Here is a 19,648-nt window from a genome sequence, read left to right as displayed (position 1 = left end):
CCGGGCGCCGTAGGCTGATAGCCATGTCAGCTGCCAGCTCACGGGGATCCCATCCCAACAACGCGCCCGGCGTACCGATGTTGATCCCACCCGCGGTCGAGCGGTTCCAGATCAAATACATCAACCCGCTCATGAAACCGTTCGCGAAGCGCATGCCCGGATTCACGGTGATCAAACATCGCGGCCGGACGTCGGGCACACCCTACGAGACCGTCGTCACCAGCTTTCGCAAAGGCAACACGCTTGCGGTAGGGCTGGCCCACGGCAAGACCAACTGGGTCAAAAACGTGCTGGCGGCCGGCGAGGCAGATGTGCACCTGTTCAGTGGCGACGTTCACATCACCAACCCACGGGTGCTGCCCGCGGGGACCGACGATCCGAACCTGCCCGGAATCGCACGGATCGCGGGCCGCCGGATCGGGGTCTTCGTCGCCGATATCGTTTGACGGCGCTGCCAGACTGCTGTCATGACCTGGCAGCTCTGGTTGGCCTACTTCGGCGCGGCAATCGCAATCAGCCTCTCCCCTGGTGCCGGGGCCATCCAGTCGATGGCGACCGGCCTGACCCACGGGGTGCGTCGCGGTTTCTGGAGCATCCTGGGGCTTCAGATCGGGCTCGCATTGCAGCTGGCGGTGGTCGCGGTGGGGCTCGGCGCGGCCGTTGCGAACTCGTTGCTCGCGTTCACCGTCATCAAATGGCTCGGCGTGGCCTACCTCATCTACCTGGCCTACCGGCAATGGCGGACGGCCGGCATCGACCTGCGCGAACAGGTCAGTGCCTCGGCCGAAGGCGGGCGGCTCGCTCTGGTGACGCGTGGTTTCCTGGTCAACGCCACCAACCCCAAGGGCCTGGTGTTCTTCATCGCGGTGCTGCCGCAGTTCGTCGTACCGACGGCGCCGCTGCTTCCGCAGTACCTGGCGATCGGGGTGACCTCGATCATCGTCGACATCGTCGTGATGGCGCTCTACACGGGTCTCGCGGCGCGGCTGCTGGGGTGGCTGCACACGCCCCGCCAGCAGACCGTACTCAACCGGGTGCTGTCCGGCCTGTTCGCCACCGCGGCCGTCGCGCTGTCTCTGGTGCGCCGCGGCGCGACCACCTGACGCTACGTGTCGAGTCCGATGTCGAGCACCCGCACCGAGTGGGTCAGCGCCCCGATCGCGAGGTAGTCGACGCCAGTGCCGGCGTATTCGGCCGCGGTGTCCAGGGTCAGCCCACCCGACGATTCGAGCAGCGTCGAAGGCGACTGTGAATCGCGCCGTTGCACCGCGATCTGGGTCTGCCAGACCGGGAAGTTGTCCAGCAGGACCAACTCGACGTCGGCGGACAGCACCTCGTCGAGCTGCTCGAGCGAATCCACCTCGACCTCGCACGGCAGATCGGGCGCCTCGGCCCGCACGGCCTTCAACGCGGCAAGGACCGAACCGGCCGCGGCCACGTGGTTGTCCTTGATCAGCGCCGCATCGCCCAGACCCATCCGGTGGTTGACACCGCCGCCGACCCGCACGGCGTACTTCTGCAGCGCCCGAAGGCCCGGCAGTGTCTTGCGGGTGTCGCGGATCTTGGCGTTCGTGCCCGCCACCGCATCGACCCAGGCCGCGGTGGCGGTCGCGATACCGGACAGGTGACACACCAGGTTGAGCATCGTGCGTTCAGCCGTCAACAGCTCGCGGGTGGGCGCTTCGATCGTCAGCAGCGGCGCCTGCGCCGCCAGCCGGGCGCCGTCCTCGACCCGGTCCTTGACCGAATACCGGTCGGCCCCGATCAACTCGTCGAGCACCAGCAGGGCGATGTCGACGCCGGCGACGACGCCGGGCTCCCGGGTCACCACCGACGCCGTGGTGGTCGCCTCGGCAGGCACCGTCGCGATCGTGGTGATGTCGGGTCCGTAGCGGAGATCCTCTTCGAGCGCACGGGCGATGATTGCCCGCGCTTCGTCGAATTCAGTGGGTGAAAGTGTCATCAGCACACCGCCGTAGGGGTCTCGACGGCCACGCGGCCGTCAGTGTTGCGCACGGTCAACGAATGCTCCTGTGCCGGATCGGTTTCGGGATGGTCAGCGCGGTGGTGGCAACCCCGGCTTTCGGTGCGCGCCTGTGCGGCCGCGACGACCGCTCGTGCGGTCGCCGTCAGTGCGGCGTCCTCGAAACCGCGTCGGTTGCGGGGTTCGACCGCGCGGCCCGAGGTCAAGATGTCACGCAGGCGGTCCAGGCCGGCCGCATCCCGAACCACCGACGCGCACTCGGACATCGCCTGTTGCAGGACGGCGCGGTCGATCACGTCGCGACGGCCGTCCGCCGGCGCCTGAGCCCGCACCGAGCCTGCCGCCACCGCGTGGTCTGCCGCGGCCCGGCCCGCGCGTCCGCCGACGACCAGACCTTCCAACAGGCTGTTGGACGCCAGTCGGTTGGCGCCGTGCATGCCCGTGCGGGCCACCTCGCCCGCGGCGAACAGCCCGGCGAGTTCGGTGCGGCCGCACACGTCGGTCGCCACTCCGCCGCAGCTGTAGTGCGCGCCGGGCACCACCGGGATCGGTTCGACGGTCGGGTCGATGCCGGCCGCTGCGCATGCCGCCGCAACAGTCGGAAATCGCCGGCCGAATTCCGGGATGGCCCGTGCGTCCAAGTACACGCACAGCGCGCCCGACTCGGTGAGGTGCGCGTTGATCGCGGCGGCCACCACGTCCCGCGGCGCCAGATCGCCCATCGGGTGAACACCCTCGGTGACCGAATTCCCTTGTGCGTCAAGTAGGACGGCGCCCTCACCCCGAATCGCTTCGGTGATCAGCGGTCGACGTCCCCCGCCGTTGCCGTCGTAGAGCATGGTGGGGTGGAACTGGATGAACTCGATGTCGCCGACGGGGACGCCGGCCCACAGCGCCAGCGCGATGCCGTCCCCGGTCGAGCCATCGGGATTCGTCGTCGCCGAATACAGGTGACCGAGGCCGCCCGTGGCCAGGATGACCGACGGGGCGTGCACGATGCCCACGCCGTCCTCGTTGCGGACCAGGACGCCGGTCACTGCCGTGTCGTCGCGAAGTATCTGCAGTGCCACGTGATTGCGCCGGACGTCGAGATTCGCCGCGGCGAAGTCGAGGGCGCGTTGCACCTCTGCGCCGGTCGCGTCGCCGCCGGAGTGGATGATCCGGCGGCGGGTGTGGCCGCCTTCACGCGTCAGCGCCCACTGCCCCGGCGCGGATTCGTCGAACCTGGCGCCGCCGGCCACCAGCTCGGCCACCGCGGCGTAGCCGTCGGCCACGATGGATCGCACCGCCGTCGCGTCGCAGATTCCGCCGCCGGCCGCGAGGGTGTCCGCGACGTGCGCCTCGATCGAATCGTCGTTGTCGGGCAGCACGACGGCGATGCCGCCCTGGGCGTAGAACGTCGCCGTCTCGCGTGCCTTGCTCAGCACCACGACGCGCCCGCCGCGCCGCTGTGCGGCCAGTGCCGCGACCAGACCCGCGACACCGGTGCCGATGACGACGACATCGGCCCGCTGCTGCCACAGCGTGGAGGTGCCGCAGGCGAAGGGTTTCACCGGCCTACCTTCATTCCCCGCCGCCGGGCTGGCCGATGGCGATCATGCGCTGCACACTCGCGCGCCCCAGCCGGGCGGTCTCGGGGTCGACGTGGACCTCGTCGGCCCCGTCGACGAGGCATCGGAGCAGCGCAGCCGGCGTGATCATCTTCATGTAAGTGCAGGACGCCCGGTCGTTGACCGCCAGGAAGTCGACTTCGGGTGCGGCCCTGCGCAGCTGGTGCAGCATGCCGATCTCGGTGGCGACCAGCACCTGGCGTGCGCGGGTCTCGCGGGCAGCGTCGAGCATGCCCCCGGTGGACAGGATCTTCACGCGCTCCTCGGGTACGGCACCTTCACCGGCGAGATACAACGCCGAAGTGGCGCAGCCACATTCGGGATGCACGAACAGCTCCGCGTCGGGGTGTGACCGCGCCTGATCGGCCAGTTCGTCGCCGTTGATCCCGGCGTGGACGTGGCATTCGCCTGCCCAGACGTGCAGGTTCTTGCGCCCGGTGACCCGGCGGACATGCGCTCCGAGGAACTGGTCGGGGCAGAACAGCACCTCGCGATCGTCGGGGATCGAGGCGACGACCTCGACCGCGTTGGACGACGTGCAGCAGATGTCGGTGAGCGCCTTCACGGCTGCCGTGGTGTTGACGTACGAGACGACGACCGCGCCGGGGTGTTCGTCCTTCCAGGCCTGCAACTCGTCGGCGGTGATCGAATCGGCCAGCGAGCAACCCGCCCGCTGATCGGGGATCAGCACGGTCTTGTCGGGGCTGAGGATCTTGGCGGTCTCGGCCATGAAGTGCACGCCGCAGAACACGATGGTGTCCTCAGGGGCCTCCGCGGCGATGCGCGAGAGTGCCAGCGAGTCGCCGACGTGGTCCGCGACGTCCTGGATCGCGGGCAGCTGGTAGTTGTGCGCGAGCAACGTCGCGCCGCGCTGCTCGACGAGCCGCCGGACCTCCGCGGCCCACTGCTCGTCACCTTCGATCCCGGTGTAGCCGCCTGGACCGTCAACGATCCGATCCGCCAAATCCCCCGTAGACATCCCGTTGAGCACCGTCACGGCGGGCCTCCTCGTCCGATTCAGGTTTTCGACTTACAATCGAAAACATGCAATATGGTAACACTGCCCACGAGGTACTCGCCGCTGTGTTCCAGGTTCGCGATCTCAACTCCCGGCAACCCACGCTTAACGTGCTGTTATGGCAACGGGCACTCGATCCCGAGCGCGGAAAGTGGTCATTGCCGGGCGGTCGCCTCGGCGACACCGAAGATCTGACGTCGTCGGTACGGCGTCAGCTGGCCGAAAAGGTGGATCTGCGTGAGATCGCCCACCTCGAACAACTCGCAGTGTTCTCCGAACCGGCCCGGGTGCCGGGTGTGCGCACGATCGCGTCGACATTCCTCGGGCTGGTGCCCTCCCCCGCCACGCCGGCACTTCCCGAGGACACCCGTTGGCATCCCGTCAACGCGTTGCCGGAAATGGCCTTCGACCACGCCCCGATGGTCGAGCACGCCCGCACCCGGTTGGCCGCCAAGCTCTCCTATACGAACATCGGATATGCCTTGGCCCCAAAGGAATTCGCGCTGTCATCGCTTCGCGACGTCTACAGTGCCGCGCTGGGCTACCAGGTGGACGCGACCAACCTGCAGCGCGTGCTCGAACGGCGCAACGTCATCACCCGTACCGGCACCACCGCGCGATCGGGACGCAGCGGCGGCCGACCGGCGGCGCTCTACCGGTTCACCGAAGCGCGCTACCGCGTCACCGACGAGTTCGCCGCGTTGCGCCCGCCCGGGTGAGTCGACTGGATTCTTAGACCCTTCTTAAGTAAGAATGCCCGGATGGACTTGGGCAGCGTCGCCAATGCGGTCGCCAACACACCGGAACCTGAATGGATCGGGCGTGCACCGCATGAAGAGCTCAACCGCGGTGACCGGCCCCGGCTACCCAGCGAGGATCCGTTCTACCTCCCCCCGGCGGGATTCCAGCACGCGAGCCCCGGCACCGTGCTGCGCAGCCGCGACGTCGAACTGGCCTTTGTCGGCCTGATTCCCCAGCGCCTGCACGCAACCCAGCTGCTGTACCGGTCCACCGACCGCAACGGCGCACCCGAAGCCGCGGCCACCACGGTCATCATGCCGCCGGACCCGAAGCCCAACTGTCCGATCGTGTCCTACCAGTGCGCGATCGACGCGATCTCTTCACGATGCTTCCCGTCCTACGCGCTGCGGCGCCATGCCAAGGCCACAGGCTCCCTGGCCCAGCTGGAGCTGCTGTTGGTCTCGGCCGCGCTGGCCAAGGGCTGGGCGGTGTCGGTACCCGACCACGAGGGCGTCAACGGCATGTGGGGCGCACCCTACGAACCCGGATACCACGTCCTCGACGGCCTGCGGGCCGCGCTCAACTCCGAGCACCTCGCGCTGTCGCCGACGGCTCCCATCGGGCTGTGGGGCTACTCGGGCGGCGGGCTGGCCAGCGCATGGGCGGCGGAGATGAGCGGAAGCTACGCACCTGAGCTCAACATCGTCGGTGCGGTGCTCGGCTCCCCGGTCGGCGACCTCGGACACACGTTCCGCCGCCTCAACGGCACCATGTTCTCCGGGTTGCCCGCGCTGGTGGTCGCGGCCCTCGCCGACATCTACCCGGGCCTGAACCGCATCGTCGAAGAGCACGCCACCGCGAAAGGCCGCAAGCTGCTCGACCGCCTCCACCGGATGTCCACGGTCGAGGCCGTGTTGCGCCTGGTAGGCACCGACATGGCCGACCTGATCGACATGCCGCTGGAACAGATCCTCGAAACACCCGAGGTCACGCACGTTTTCGACGACATCAAACTCGGTGTCGCCATCCCCGCCCCGCCCGTGCTGATCGTGCAGGCCGTGTACGACGAGATCATCTCGGTCGACGACATCGACGCCCTCGTCGACACCTATGCGGCGGGCGGTGCCGATGTCACCTACCACCGCGACCTGTTCACCGAGCACCTGCTGCTGCACCCGCTGTCGGCGCCGATGACGCTGCGCTGGCTGGAAGATCGCTTCACCGAACGACCGCTGACCGAGCACCTGGTGCGCACCAAGTGGCCGACGATGCTCAACCCGATGACCTATGTGGGCATGGCCCGCCTGGCCGGGATCGGCATCAAGATGGTCACCGGGCGCACAATCGGGCGTATGCCGCTCTGATTCGGCCCGCAGTGCCAGGTCCGCCGCTGGCAGAATGGGGGCGGATGATCTACACCCGTCACCAGCCGGCCGCGGCGCTGCGTCGCCACGTCGATCACGTGTGGTGTCTTACCGACGGGCCGACCCATCCGGCCGAGCGGATACTCCCCGCGGGCACCGTCGAGGTAGTGGTCAATCTGCGCGACGCAGCCGTGTGTGTCGAGAACCGCGAAGGGCAGCAACGACTTTCCGGGTCGGTGGTGTCGGGTCCATATACCAGCCCGTTCGACATCGATGCCCGAAAACACACCGACATGATCGGCATCCATTTCAAAATCGGTGGCGCTCTTGCGCTTCTGGGCGTGTCACCGGCCGAGCTGGCCGACACACACGTCGACCTCGGCGCCCTGTGGGGCCTCGAGGCCGACGACCTGCGTGAGCAGCTGTGCGACGCGACGTCGACCGCGTACCGCTTCCGCATCGTCGAATCGCTCCTGCTCGGCCACCTGCGCGACGACGATTCCGTACCCAATCATGTTGCGCGCGCGGTGCGTACGTTCGCGCGCGGCGGTAGCCAGCCTCCGGTACGCGTACTCGCCGACGAAGCGGGATTGAGCCACCGGCGGTTCATCGCACTGTTCAAGGTCCAGGTCGGAATGACACCCAAGAAATTCGCCAGGCTGTGTCGATTCCGGTCCGCCCACCGGACGCTCATCTCGTGCCGGACACCTGAGCTGTCACGCATCGCGGTCGAGCACGGCTACTCCGACCAGTCCCACATGATCCGGGAATTCCAGACGTTCTCCGGCCTGACCCCCACAGAGCATCTCGACCGGTGCGCACAGGCCACCAAGGATGACCACGTCGCGCTGCGGCCGTAGGTCAATTTTGTTCAATACGCACGTCATCGCGGTCGGCACAATCCACATATGTTTCGCCTACTCGTCATATGCCTCGCCGCCACCTCGATGGCCGGCTGCGCCGCCGCGCGGGCCGACCACAGCGGGTTCCGGGCCGGCGCTGTCCGGTACCAGGTGTCTGACGTCGCCAGGGCGATAACGTTCTATACCGAGCGGCTCGGATTCCACCTCACGCGGCAGCCTGCCCCGGCGTTCGCGGCGATCGCCAACGGTGATCTCACGCTCTGGCTGAGTGGCCCGGGCAGCTCGGGCGCCCGGCCGATGCCCGACGGCAGCCCGCAGACCCCGGGCGGATCCAACCGGATCGTGCTGGAAGTCGACGACCTGGACCGGACCGTCGCGGCACTCCGCCAGGACGGCATGCAGTTCCGCAACGCAATCGAATCCGGACCAGGCGGAAGGCAGATCCAGCTCAACGATCCGGACGGAAACCCGATCGAGTTGTTCGAACCTGCGGCGGTCAGGCCCCCGGCGGAATGACGGAGACGGGCAGCGGCGCGAGCACCGGCGGAGCCTCGACCGGAGGCCATGCGCCCAGGTCGTCGCGCGACGTGGACACCGCGGTCAGCGCGTACACCAGGGCCGCGACCGCGGCGCCCGACAGCAACGTCGCGGCGATCTGCCACGGCGTGTGACCGAAGAACACCGGCGGCGCCTCGACGACGTAGTGCACGCGATGCTCCGGCGTGACGGGAGCGCCCGCGATGTCGATGATGCCGTAACGCCAGTGCACCAGAGCCGCACCGACCGCCGAGGCCGCCGCGGCCGAGGCGACACACCCCAGCGACAACGCGGTCGCGAGAACGGGCCCACGGTGAACCCGCCACTGCCACACCGCCACACCGGCTATCACCGCGAGCACCATGAGCATTCCGAGCAGCAGGAACGCCGCAGTGAAGAAGTGATCGGATTCACTGCCGAGATAGACGTGCACCCGCTCGCCGCCGCGCGTCAACGCCACGACACCGTGGATCGGCGGGGCCAGCCAGGCCCACACCGCACCCACGACAACGCCCGAGACCGTCAACGCCCCAATCACGGCGGCCGCCGCGCGGTTGCGTGAAACCCGCGGCCCCACAGCACTTTCCGCTGCTACCGCGGTCGGCTCTTCGCCCGAGAGGCTCATCGGGGCTTTCGGCTCTTCGCCCGAGAGGCTCATCGCTGCATCTCCAGGTCGTGCGAATCGACCTCACCATGCCGCGAACACTTCGCATGCCAGCCGTCGGGACGCACCTGCACGATCATCCGACGCCCGCATTCCGCACAGAATCGCGGCGGCTCGAGTCCGAGCTGCGCGGCCGTCGGGATTGTCGAGCCCGACGCCGAGCCGATTTCGGCACCGGTGTAGACGTTGTAGACCCCGGCACCTACGGGTGCGGGCAACGCCGGAATGTCGCTAATCATCACCACCCGTTTTACAGGCTGGCGTTGAGTGCCTTGATCGGCATCTGCAGATCGTCGAGCAGTTCCAGGTCGGCCTCGGCCGGCCGGCCCAACGTGGTCAGGTAATTGCCGACGATGACGGCGTTGATGCCGCCGAGGATGCCCTGCTTGGCGCCGAGGTCGCCGAGGGTGATCTCGCGACCACCTGCGAAGCGCAGCATCGTGCGGGGCAACGCCAGGCGGAAGGCGGCAACGGCCTTGAGCGCCTCGGACGCCGGCAAGACGTCGAGATCGCCGAACGGCGTGCCGGGGCGCGGGTTGAGGAAGTTCAGCGGCACCTCGTGCGGGTCGAGCTCGGCCAGGTTGGCCGCGAATTCGGCACGCTGCTCAAGTGTCTCCCCCATGCCGAGGATGCCGCCGCAGCAGACCTCCATGCCCGCCTCACGAACCATCTCCAGCGTGCCCCAGCGCTCCTCCCACGAGTGGGTGGTCACGACGTTAGGGAAGAACGACTGCGCGGTCTCCAGGTTGTGGTTGTAGCGGTGCACGCCCATGTCCTTGAGGCGGTCCACCTGCTCCTGGGTCAGCATGCCCAGCGAGCAGGCGATCTGGATGTCGACCTCGTTGCGGATCGCCTCGATGCCCGCGGCCACCTGGGCCAGCAGCCGCTCATCGGGGCCGCGCACCGCAGCCACGATGCAAAACTCGGTGGCACCGGTCTTGGCGGTCTGCTTGGCAGCCTCGACGAGGCTCGGGATGTCCAGCCAGGCGCTACGCACCGGGGAGGCGAACAGACCCGACTGCGAGCAGAAATGGCAGTCCTCCGGGCAGCCGCCGGTCTTGAGGCTGATGATGCCCTCGACCTCGACATCCGGGCCGCACCACTTCATGCGAACTTCGTGGGCCAGGGCCAGCAGCTCTTCGAGCTTTTCGTCCGGCAGCTGCAGCACCTGCAACGTCTGATCCTGGTCGAGGCCGACGCCGCGCTCCAGCACCTGCTCGCGAGCTACGCCCAGTACGTCTACGGCTGCCTGCGTCACGGGCTGTCCTCCTGAAGGTCGTGTCGGCGGTGCCAACGATTGAACACGTCGGCGGTGCCGACAATTGAACACCGTTCAGGTTAGGGTAACGGTGTGCAACTCCACAAACCCGACGTGGTGAATGCGGCGACGGCGATCCTCGACAACTACGGCATCGCCGACCTGACCATGCGGCGCCTCGCGCGCGAACTCAACGTCAGCCCCGGCGCCCTGTACTGGCACTTCGCCAACAAACAGGAGCTGCTGGGTGCGGTGGCCGACCACATCTTGCGGCCCGTGCGCGTCGATGGCGGCGATTCCGGCTGGCGCGCTCGGATCCATGAGATCTGTGCGTCGCTCCGCGATGCGCTGCTGTCGCACACCGACGGCGCCGAGTTGGTGTCATCGAGCTTCGCGGCGGGCCAATCCGTCACGGCGACCGCGATCGTCGCGCGGTTGACGGATGCGGCCCGCCACGCCGGGGTCGACGATGACGACGCCGAACTGGCCGCTCGCACGGTGATCTATTACGTGCTCGGGTTCACGGTCGACGAACAGTCCCGGCTGCAGTGGGATGCCGCAGGCGCACTCGCCGACGAGCAGTCCATTCTGATCCGTGACACCAACCGGCAGTTCGCATTCGGCCTGCACCTGCTCGTGGACGGGCTGGCCGCTCAGAAAAACCTTGCGGCCGACCGTGCGTCACGGCATTCCGTGGTCGACGACGGCGCGCAGCGCCGCAACTGACTCCGGCGCTCCGCTGACATCCACCGACCCGCCCCGGCGCCACGCCCACCAGGCCAGGTCGGCCACTGCGCCCGTGACCGCGGCAGTAGGTCGGGCGTCGACGGCGCGGACGGCACGCGGCCATTCCCCGGAAACGCCGAACTCGACGAGCCAGCGTTGTCCGGTGTCGGTCGCCGTGAACTGAGCGACCGCTAACGGTGAATAGGTTGCACCTTCGGGCTGCCATCCCCACATCACGTCGACGGCATGGTCGACTGCGCCTGCCGCAACCTCTGCGCTCACGGGTCCGAGCGGCAGACCGGCGGTCAGCTCGGCGTCAGCCCGGTGCATGGTGGCTTCGTAGGTTTGCATCCGCCGGGTGAAGCCGACCGTCTGATCCGCGTCCCACCACGACCAGCGGCGCTCGGCGTCGTCCAGGTGCGCCAACTCGGCCAGCAGCGACGCTGTCGCGTCCGCGCGCGCCGCGAGCAGATCTTCCAACGCGTCGGGCCGCGCGGGCTTGGCCTGCTCGACCGCCCTCACGTCGGCTTCGGTCCGCGCGTTGCGGGCCAGCACGCCGGCCCAGAAGTAGTGCACCTCGGTGAGGTGCCACAGCAGATCGGCGGCGTCCCAGTCGGGACAGGTCGGACATGGGGTTCCGGGGGCCGTGGACGACAGCACATCGGCGAATCGTTGGGCCTCGGTACGGATGATCGCGATCCGGTCCACGTCACCAGCATGTCACCCGATGAGATGTTCGACCTTCTTGTCGCCCTCCCAGCGCCGCAACCCGACGATGCTGCCGACGATCTCGTCGGGTCGTCCGGCGATGCGCTGCGCTGTCGCAAGCCGCGCCGGTGCGATATGACGGGCCAGCGTCACGTGCGGCGTCCACTGATCCGCGGCGGTGTGCGGCAACGGTTTCGGTGCCAGGAAGGGCAGGCACGCCCGGTAGACGTCGCGGTGGGTGCGCAGCAGCTCGGCCGTCGGCACCACCAACCGGGCCAGGACCGCGGCCGACCGGCCGAACAGCAGCGTCGCGCCGAGCCGGCACGGCAACGGGAAGCGGTCGAGCAGCGGTACCAGCGCGGAGTCCACCTCGGGCGATATGCGTTCTGCCACCGCCACGGTGGTATGCGGCCGGCTGGCGGGCGATTGGCTGGGAATTCCTTTGTCGCGCAGAGCGTCCCAGATCCCTCGGACGGCAGCTTCGGTGTCTGCGTCGTAGATCAGCTCAACGGAGTGGACCATGTCACCGCAGGCTTTCGATCCAGCTCCGGTCGAACGCTGCGGTACTGACGGCTTCGAAATCTGCCGCACCGAGGAGTCCGGCCCCGGCGGGCAACACAGCGCGCACCGGGGCGAGTTCCGCGAGCGCGTCACGATTGCCCGCCTCCGCGATACCCGGTTGCTCCGGCCATGCCCCGATGACCAAGCCGGCGCATGGAATGCCCTGTGCAGCAAGTGCTTCCAACGTCAGTTCGGTGTGGTTGAGGGTGCCCAGGCCCGGCGAGGTGACCACAAGCACCGAAGCGGAAAGATCCGTGGCCAGCTCCCGCAGCGTCACGCCGCCCGTGCCCAATCGAACAAGGAGACCACCGGCTCCCTCGACCAGGGTGAGCCGGTGTGGCGCATCCGCATCGCGCACGGCGGTCACCAGGTCCGCACGCGTAGGCAGGGGCATCCCGGCGCGCCCGGCGGCGGCCAGCGGGGCCAGCGGCTCGGGATAACGCCAGCCGCCGTGCAGTTCGTGCACACCCGAGAGCCGCTCGACCTCACCGAGATCGTTGTCACCGTCGATCGTCCCGGTCTGCACGGGCTTGCACACCGCGACGTCCACGCCGGCGATCCGGGCCGCGCAGGCCAGCGCTGCAGTGGTCACGGTCTTGCCGACACCGGTGTCGGTGCCGGTGATGACGAGAACGCTCATATCGGCTCCTCGCGCAAGCGCTCGTCGGTCATGCGCGGGCTGCGGCGAGCACCTCGGTCAGCACGTGGCGCGCCAGCTCCATCTCGTCGCCGGACAGCGACGCGCGGGCCGTCAGGCGCAGCCGCGACGTTCCCACGGGAACCGTCGGCGGCCGGAAGCACCCCACCCGTACACCGCGGTCGAGGCAGGCCGCGGCGGCAGCCACGGCGACCTCGGGCTCGCCCAGGATGACGGACACGACCGCAGAATCTGGTTGGTCGCCGACCCCGCACATCGCGGCCAGGTCGGCGGCATGGGTCAGCACGGCTTGTGCGCGCTGCGGCTCGACCATCAGGACTCGCAGCGCCGCCAGCGCGGCGCCGACCGCCGCTGGGGCGAGCCCGGTGTCGAAGATGAACGGCCGCGCGGCGTCGATGAGATGCGCGCGGACCGCCTCCGGTCCGAGCACCACGCCACCCTGGCTGCCCAGGGCCTTCGACAGGGTCGTGGTCATCACGACATCGGGCGCACCCGCCAGGCCGACCTCGTGCAGCAGCCCCTGCCCACCGCTGCCACGCACGCCGAGCCCGTGGGCCTCGTCCACCACCAGCAGTGCACCGTGCCGACGACAGACCTCGTGCAACTCCCGCAGCGGGGCCAGCACTCCGTCGGCGGAGAACACCGACTCGGTGACGACGATCGCGCGTGCTTCGGTCCGCGAGCTCAGTGCCGCTTCGACGGCTTCGACATCGCGATGCGGCGTGACGGTCACGCGGGCGCGGGACAACCGGCAGGCGTCGACCAGCGACGCGTGGGTCAGCGCATCCGACACCACCAGTGCCCCCGGCCCGGACAAGGCCACCACCGCACCCAGGTTGGCGGTGTACCCCGACGAGAACACCAGCGCGGATTCGGCACCGACGAACCGCGCGAGGGCTTTCTCGAATTCTTCGTGCAGCTCGGTGTTCCCGGTGACCAGGCGTGAGCCGCCTGCGCCGGCGCCCCAGGTCCGCAGTGCCGCGACGCCGCCGTCGAGAACGTCGGGATGCTGTGACAGCCCGAGGTAGTCGTTGGACGCCAGATCCAGCTCGGCACCCACCGGCGGCCGCGTGCGCAGCGCGCGCCGCAGCCCGGCCGCGCGGCGCTGCTGTTCGACGTCGGCCAACCAGGCCAGCGGGGAGAGACCTGTGCGCGTCACCTGACTCCTCAGTGCCGAGACGCCGGCCGAGCCGGCATCGAACACGCCGGCGAACCGGCCATTGAACACTGTTCAGGTTAGAGCACGCGCGACGCCGACCATAGCGGCGGTGATCTGAGCGACCTCTTCAGCGGTGCAGATGTACGGCGGCATCACGTAGACGAGGTTGCGGAACGGCCGCAGCCACACGCGGTGCGCCAGCGCGGCGGCAGTCGCGACCCGCATGTCGACCGGCTGTTCCATCTCGATGACGCCGATCGCACCGAGCACGCGAACGTCGGCTACGCCGGGCAACGCCCTGGCCGGTTCCAGACCCGCCCGCAGCCCGGATTCGATGCCGCGAACCTGGGCCTGCCAGTCGGTGCTGATCAGCAGTTCGACAGCCGCCACGCCCACCGCGCACGCCAGCGCGTTGGCCATGAACGTGGGTCCGTGCATGAGCGCGCCGGGCTCCCCCGAGCTGATGGTGTGTGCGATCTCGCCCGTGCAGAGGGTCGCGGCGAGCGTGATGTAGCCGCCCGTCAGTGCCTTCCCGACGCACATGATGTCGGGACTCACGCCGGCACGCTCGGCGGCGAACAACGTGCCGGTGCGGCCGAACCCGGTCGCGATCTCGTCGAAGATCAGCAAAACGCCGTGCCGGTCGCAGATCGCGCGCAGGTCGGTCAGGTACTGCGGGTCGTGGAACCTCATGCCGCCCGCGCCCTGCACCACCGGTTCGACGATGACGGCCGCGAGTTCGTCGGCGTGCGCGGCGAGCTGCGCTTCGAATGCCGCGACGTACTCCGGGCGGTAGTCGGCAGGCACCGGTGGCGCGAACACCTGCGCGACGAGCACGTCGGTCCACAGCGAGTGCATGCCCCCGTCGGGGTCGCACACGCTCATCGGCGTGAACGTGTCGCCGTGGTAGCCGCCGCGCCACGTCATGAGCCGATGCTTGCCGCCCTGGCCGCGGCTGCGCCAATACTGCAGGGCCATCTTGACGGCCACCTCGACCGACACGGATCCGGAGTCGCTGAAGAACACCGTGTCCAGTCCGGCGGGTGTGAGATCCACGAGCAGTTGCGCCAGGCGCGCGGCGGGTTCATGCGTCAGCCCGCCGAACATCACGTGATTCATGGTGGAAAGCTGCTCGGTGATCGCCGCATCCAACACCGGATGACCGTGGCCGTGCACGGCCGTCCACCACGACGCCATCGCGTCCAGCACCTCGATGGGGCGGCCGTCGGACGGGTCGATCACGGTGAGCCACGCGCCGCGCGCCCCGACGGCCACGACCGGCGCCAACGCCTCGGCGCCGATGGTGCTGTAGGGGTGCCAGACATGGGCGGCGTCGATGGCACTGATCTGCGCAGGGGTCAGCGCCCTGGTCGGCTCAGCCACAGACGGGGAGCCTAGCCCTTTGCTCACAGAGTGCGACGCACGCATCCGAAATGTGAGGACGCGAGGATTCTTAGGTAAATTGGCCTCGATCATGATGACCCTTGCCCCCTCCCGGTCGGCGCCCATGAGCGAGGAATCGCCCGCCGCCCCCGCCGCAATGGGGACTCGTACGTCGGGTTTTTACCGTCATGATCTGGACGGGCTCCGCGGTATCGCGATCGCGCTCGTCGCTGTCTTCCACATCTGGTTCGGCCGGGTTTCCGGTGGTGTCGACGTTTTCCTGGCACTGTCGGGGTTTTTCTTCGGTGGCAAACTGTTGCGCACCGCCCTGACACCGGGGGCTTCGCTGTGGCCCGTCGGAGAGGTCGTGCGGCTGATCCGCCGGCTGCTGCCCGCTCTGGTCGTCGTGTTGGCGGCCGCCGCGGTGCTGACCATCCTCATCCAGCCGGAGACCCGCTGGGAAGCGTTTGCTGATCAGAGTCTGGCAAGCCTCGGCTACTACCAGAACTGGGAGTTGGCCAACACCGCCGCTGACTACCTTCGCGCCGGTGAAGCGGTCAGCCCGCTTCAGCACATCTGGTCGATGTCCGTTCAGGGACAGTTCTACATCGCGTTCCTCGCGCTGATCTTCGGGTTCGCCTTCCTGTGCCGCAAGCTGTTCGGCAGGCATCTGCGGACCGCGTTCATCGTCCTGCTCAGCGCACTGACCATCGCGTCGTTCGTGTACGCGATCATCGCCCACAACACCGATCAGGCAACCGCGTACTACAACAGCTTCGCGCGGGCCTGGGAGTTGCTGCTCGGTGCGCTTGTCGGGGCACTGGTCCCATTCGTCCGGTGGCCGATGTGGTTGCGCACCGTTGTCTCGATCGTGTCCCTGGCGGCCATCTTGTCGTGCGGCGCGTTGATCGACGGGGTCAAGGAATTCCCGGGCCCCTGGACGCTGGTCCCGGTCGGCGCCACCATGCTGTTCATCCTGTCGGCGGCCAACCGCATGGGGGATCCGGCGACAGCCCAGCGCCTGCCCGCCCCCAACCGGATGCTCGCGACCGCACCGTTCGTGTCCCTCGGCGCGATGGCGTACTCGCTGTACCTCTGGCACTGGCCGCTGCTGATCTTCTGGCTGTCGTACTCGGGTCACACGCGCGCGAACTTCCTCGAGGGCGCGATCATCCTGCTGGTGTCCGGGGTGCTGGCCTGGTTGACGACGCGCTACATCGAGGAACCGCTGCGTGCACAGAAGGTCTCGGCGCCGGCCCCTGTCGTGCCCCTGCGCGCGCGGCTGCGCAGGCCCACGATCGTGCTCGGTTCCGTGGTGGCGCTGCTCGGGGTCGCGCTCACGGCCACGTCGTTCACCTGGCGTGAGCACGTCACGGTGCAACGCGCCAACGGCAAGGAACTGTCGGGTTTGTCGGCGCGGGACTACCCCGGCGCCCGCGCCCTGCTCAACCACGTGCGAGTGCCCAAGCTGCCGATGCGGCCGACCGTCCTTGAGGCGAAGAACGACCTGCCCGCATCCACAACCGACGGCTGCATCAGCGACTTCGACAACGTCGACGTCATCAACTGCACCTATGGTGACCAGAACGCGACCCGCACCATTGCGCTGGCCGGCGGCTCACATGCCGAGCATTGGATCACCGCGCTCGATCTGCTGGGACGGTTGCACAACTTCAAGGTGGTCACCTACCTCAAGATGGGTTGCCCGCTGACCACCGAAGAGGTTCCGCTGGTGATGGGTGACAACCGGCCATACCCGAAGTGCCACAAGTGGAACGAAGAGGTGATGGACAGGCTGATCGCCGATCACCCCGCATACGTGTTCACCACGTCGACCCGACCGTGGAACATCAAGCCCGGTGACGTCATGCCAGGGACGTACGTCGGTATCTGGGAAACGTTGTCGAAGAACAACATTCCGATTCTCGCGATGCGGGACACGCCGTGGCTGGTGCGCAACGGCAAGCCCTATTTCCCGGCCGACTGCCTGGCCAACGGCGGCGACGCGATCTCGTGCGGTATCGACCGGTCCAAGGTACTCTCCGACCACAACCCAACACTGGATTTCGTCGCCCGGTTCCCGCTGCTGAAACCGCTCGACATGAGTGATGCGGTGTGCCGTAAGGACTATTGCCGTGTGGTGGAGGGAAATGTGTTGATGTACCACGATTCTCACCACATCTCGACGACGTACATGCGCACCATGACCAACGAGCTCGGACGACAGATGGCGGCAGCCACCGGGTGGTGGTGAGCGATGTCCTCGCCCGACGTACCGCCCCGCAAGCCCGCGCCCACGGTCTGGCCCGGTGAGCCGTATCCGCTCGGTTCGACCTACGACGGCGCGGGAACCAACTTTTCGCTGTTCTCCGAGGTCGCCGAACGCGTCGAGTTGTGTCTGGTGGCCAAGAACGGCTCCGAGGAGCGGATCAACCTCGACGAGGTCGACGGCTACGTGTGGCACGCCTACCTTCCGACCGTTACGCCGGGACAGCGCTACGGCTTCCGTGTGTACGGCCCGTGGGATCCCGCCGCCGGGCATCGCTGCGACCCCAGCAAGTTGCTGCTGGATCCCTACGGCAAGTCGTTCCACGGCGACTTCGACTTCACCCAGGCGTTGTTCTCCTACGACCTGACCGCCGAGCCTCCGGGGACCGGCACTCCCCCGCGGGTGGACTCACTGGGCCACACCATGACCAGCGTCGTGATCAACCCGTTCTTCCAATGGGGGTCCGACCGAGCGCCCAAGACCCCGTATCACGACACGGTGATCTACGAGGCCCACGTCAAGGGCATGACCCAGACCCATCCCGGTATTCCGGAGGAACTGCGCGGTACCTACGCAGGCCTGGGCCACCCGGTGATCATCGAGCATCTCAAATCGCTCAACGTCACCGCGATCGAACTGATGCCGGTACACCAGTTCATGCACGACCACCGGCTGTTGGACCTCGGGCTGCGAAACTACTGGGGCTACAACACTGTTGGCTTCTTCGCGCCGCACTACCAGTACGCCGCCAACCGCCATGCCGGCGGCGCGGTGGCCGAGTTCAAGACCATGGTGAAGGCGTTCCACGACGCGGGCATCGAGGTGATCCTCGACGTGGTGTACAACCACACCGCCGAGGGCAACCACCTCGGGCCCACCATCAACTTCCGCGGAATCGACAACGCAGGCTATTACCGCCTGATGGACGGTCAGCGGGAGTTGTACAAGGATTTCACGGGAACCGGCAACAGCCTCAATGCCCGCCATCCGCACACGCTGCAACTGATCATGGATTCGCTGCGGTACTGGGTTTTGGAGATGCACGTCGACGGGTTCCGATTCGACCTGGCCTCGACGCTCGCCCGCGAGTTCTACGACGTCGACCGGCTTTCGGCGTTCTTCGACCTGGTGCAGCAGGATCCGGTGGTCAGCCAGGTCAAATTGATCGCCGAACCGTGGGACGTGGGTGAGGGCGGCTACCAGGTCGGCAACTTCCCAGGTTTGTGGACCGAGTGGAATGGGAAGTATCGCGATACTGTGCGCGATTACTGGCGGGGAGAACCCGCGACACTGGGCGAGTTCGCCTCCCGGCTCACCGGTTCGTCGGACCTGTACGAGGCGACGGGCCGGCGCCCGAGCGCGAGCATCAACTTCGTCACGTGCCACGACGGGTTTACGCTGCATGACCTGGTGTCGTACAACGAGAAACACAACGAGGCCAACGGCGAGGACAACCGCGACGGGGAGAGCCACAACCGGTCGTGGAACTGCGGCGTGGAGGGCCCCACCGACGATCCGGACATCCTGGCCCTGCGCGCCAAGCAGATGCGCAACATCATGGGCACGCTCATGCTGTCGCAGGGCACTCCGATGCTCGCCCACGGCGACGAGATCGGGCGCACCCAACTCGGCAACAACAACGTGTACTGCCAGGATTCGGAACTGTCCTGGATGGATTGGTCCAGGTGCGAGACGAATGCCGATCTGCTGGCGTTCACCCGTAAGGTGGTCGAGTTCCGCAAGCGTCACCCGGTCTTCCGCCGCCGCAGGTTCTTCGAGGGCAAGCCGATCCGCAGCGGCGACCAGGTGCGCGACATCGCATGGCTGACCCCGTCCGGGACCGAGATGACCCCGGAGGACTGGGGCACCGGCCTGGGCACGTGCGTGGCGGTGTTCCTCAACGGCGATGCCATCGAGGCACCCAATGCCCGCGGCGAGCGAGTGGTCGACGATTCGTTCCTGTTGTGTTTCAACGCCAATGACCACTCGCAGGACTTCGTGACACCGGACGGTGACTACGCGACCGAGTGGACTGCCGCTCTCGACACCGCCGACCCAGTCGGCGATTCCGACCTCGTGGTGGCCGCAGGTGAGAAGATCTCACTGCAGGCACGGTCGCTGCTCGTACTCCGCAAGACAGCGTGA

Annotated in this window: 20 protein-coding genes; 9 read left to right on the top strand and 11 right to left on the bottom strand. The window is 67.7% G+C overall.

Annotated features, from left to right (window positions below; translation table 11 throughout):
* The first annotated feature begins 23 nt into the window (after positions 1–23).
* Positions 24–446, top strand: coding sequence for a nitroreductase family deazaflavin-dependent oxidoreductase (locus G6N67_RS30730; protein WP_036441811.1), 423 nt, complete (start codon positions 24–26; stop codon positions 444–446).
* A gap of 21 nt (positions 447–467) precedes the next feature.
* A complete protein-coding gene (rhtB, locus tag G6N67_RS30725; RefSeq protein WP_036441807.1) occupies positions 468–1,103 on the top strand; it encodes a homoserine/homoserine lactone efflux protein in 636 nt (211 codons plus the stop codon).
* A 2-nt stretch (positions 1,104–1,105) separates the two neighbouring features.
* Here the strand turns inward: rhtB and nadC are convergent, their stop codons facing one another.
* From nadC to nadA, 3 genes are read right to left on the bottom strand one after another with little or no spacing between them, the layout of a single operon-like run.
* The gene (nadC, locus tag G6N67_RS30720) at positions 1,106–1,963 is read right to left on the bottom strand and encodes a carboxylating nicotinate-nucleotide diphosphorylase (protein ID WP_036442308.1); all 858 of its coding nucleotides are present in this window, start codon (positions 1,961–1,963) and stop codon (positions 1,106–1,108) included.
* Positions 1,963–3,537, bottom strand: a complete 1,575-nt coding sequence (locus G6N67_RS30715) for an L-aspartate oxidase (RefSeq protein WP_036441804.1) — start codon at positions 3,535–3,537, stop codon at positions 1,963–1,965. The genes nadC and G6N67_RS30715 overlap by 1 nt, the downstream gene beginning before the upstream one ends.
* Positions 3,538–3,547: 10 nt before the next feature.
* Positions 3,548–4,591 (bottom strand): quinolinate synthase NadA, encoded by a 1,044-nt coding sequence (gene nadA, locus G6N67_RS30710; protein ID WP_036441801.1) that lies wholly within the window; start codon positions 4,589–4,591, stop codon positions 3,548–3,550.
* 47 nt (positions 4,592–4,638) lie between these two features.
* Here nadA and G6N67_RS30705 point away from each other — a divergent pair, with 47 nt between their 5' ends.
* The 4 genes from G6N67_RS30705 to G6N67_RS30690 are packed head-to-tail and all read left to right on the top strand — an operon-like array spanning position 4,639 to position 8,096.
* A complete protein-coding gene (locus G6N67_RS30705; RefSeq protein ID WP_036441799.1) occupies positions 4,639–5,331 on the top strand; it encodes an NUDIX hydrolase in 693 nt (230 codons plus the stop codon).
* A 42-nt stretch (positions 5,332–5,373) separates the two neighbouring features.
* A complete protein-coding gene (locus tag G6N67_RS30700) occupies positions 5,374–6,717 on the top strand; it encodes a lipase family protein (protein WP_036441796.1) in 1,344 nt (447 codons plus the stop codon).
* A 44-nt stretch (positions 6,718–6,761) separates the two neighbouring features.
* Entirely contained in the window at positions 6,762–7,577 is an 816-nt protein-coding gene (locus tag G6N67_RS30695; RefSeq protein WP_051579267.1) for an AraC family transcriptional regulator, read from the top strand.
* A 48-nt stretch (positions 7,578–7,625) separates the two neighbouring features.
* Entirely contained in the window at positions 7,626–8,096 is a 471-nt protein-coding gene (locus G6N67_RS30690) for a VOC family protein (protein ID WP_308289836.1), read from the top strand.
* Here the strand turns inward: G6N67_RS30690 and G6N67_RS30685 are convergent.
* The 3 genes from G6N67_RS30685 to bioB are packed head-to-tail and all read right to left on the bottom strand — an operon-like array spanning position 8,077 to position 10,039.
* Positions 8,077–8,742, bottom strand: coding sequence for a DUF2567 domain-containing protein (locus tag G6N67_RS30685; protein ID WP_036442301.1), 666 nt, complete (start codon positions 8,740–8,742; stop codon positions 8,077–8,079). The two genes, G6N67_RS30690 and G6N67_RS30685, sit on opposite strands and share 20 nt — an antisense overlap.
* Before the next feature lie 29 nt (positions 8,743–8,771).
* Positions 8,772–9,020, bottom strand: coding sequence for a biotin synthase auxiliary protein BsaP (bsaP, locus tag G6N67_RS30680; protein ID WP_235749963.1), 249 nt, complete (start codon positions 9,018–9,020; stop codon positions 8,772–8,774).
* Positions 9,021–9,031: 11 nt separating this feature from the next.
* On the bottom strand, positions 9,032–10,039 hold the full coding sequence (gene bioB, locus G6N67_RS30675) for a biotin synthase BioB (protein WP_036441793.1): 1,008 nt from the start codon (positions 10,037–10,039) through the stop codon (positions 9,032–9,034).
* A gap of 93 nt (positions 10,040–10,132) precedes the next feature.
* Here bioB and G6N67_RS30670 point away from each other — a divergent pair, with 93 nt between their 5' ends.
* Complete coding sequence (locus tag G6N67_RS30670; RefSeq protein ID WP_036441791.1) at positions 10,133–10,765, top strand: TetR/AcrR family transcriptional regulator C-terminal domain-containing protein; 633 nt, start codon at positions 10,133–10,135, stop codon at positions 10,763–10,765.
* On the opposite strand, the gene G6N67_RS30665 is transcribed toward G6N67_RS30670, so the two are convergent.
* The 5 genes from G6N67_RS30665 to G6N67_RS30645 form a co-directional block, all read right to left on the bottom strand.
* Entirely contained in the window at positions 10,721–11,473 is a 753-nt protein-coding gene (locus G6N67_RS30665; RefSeq protein ID WP_036441788.1) for a maleylpyruvate isomerase family mycothiol-dependent enzyme, read from the bottom strand. The two genes, G6N67_RS30670 and G6N67_RS30665, sit on opposite strands and share 45 nt — an antisense overlap.
* A 12-nt stretch (positions 11,474–11,485) precedes the next feature.
* Positions 11,486–11,995: a 2'-5' RNA ligase family protein gene (locus G6N67_RS30660; protein WP_036441785.1), complete on the bottom strand. Its 510-nt coding sequence runs from the start codon at positions 11,993–11,995 to the stop codon at positions 11,486–11,488.
* 1 nt (position 11,996) lies between these two features.
* Positions 11,997–12,674, bottom strand: coding sequence for a dethiobiotin synthase (bioD, locus tag G6N67_RS30655; RefSeq protein ID WP_036441783.1), 678 nt, complete (start codon positions 12,672–12,674; stop codon positions 11,997–11,999).
* Between the two features lie 28 nt (positions 12,675–12,702).
* On the bottom strand, positions 12,703–13,851 hold the full coding sequence (locus G6N67_RS30650) for an 8-amino-7-oxononanoate synthase (RefSeq protein WP_036442297.1): 1,149 nt from the start codon (positions 13,849–13,851) through the stop codon (positions 12,703–12,705).
* Between the two features lie 72 nt (positions 13,852–13,923).
* On the bottom strand, positions 13,924–15,234 hold the full coding sequence (locus tag G6N67_RS30645; protein ID WP_036441780.1) for an adenosylmethionine--8-amino-7-oxononanoate transaminase: 1,311 nt from the start codon (positions 15,232–15,234) through the stop codon (positions 13,924–13,926).
* A gap of 91 nt (positions 15,235–15,325) precedes the next feature.
* Here G6N67_RS30645 and G6N67_RS30640 point away from each other — a divergent pair, with 91 nt between their 5' ends.
* Complete coding sequence (locus tag G6N67_RS30640) at positions 15,326–17,488, top strand: acetyltransferase SucT (protein ID WP_036441777.1); 2,163 nt, start codon at positions 15,326–15,328, stop codon at positions 17,486–17,488.
* Positions 17,489–17,491: 3 nt separating this feature from the next.
* Positions 17,492–19,648 carry a glycogen debranching protein GlgX gene (glgX, locus tag G6N67_RS30635; RefSeq protein ID WP_036441774.1) on the top strand — a complete coding sequence of 719 codons (2,157 nt, stop codon included), beginning with the start codon at positions 17,492–17,494 and terminating at the stop codon, positions 19,646–19,648.

Origin of the sequence: Mycolicibacterium mageritense (assembly GCF_010727475.1) — a bacterium.
Lineage (GTDB): Bacteria > Actinomycetota > Actinomycetes > Mycobacteriales > Mycobacteriaceae > Mycobacterium > Mycobacterium mageritense.
The sequence above is the reverse complement of the archived record's forward strand: the minus strand, read 5'-3'. Positions and strand labels throughout refer to the sequence as shown.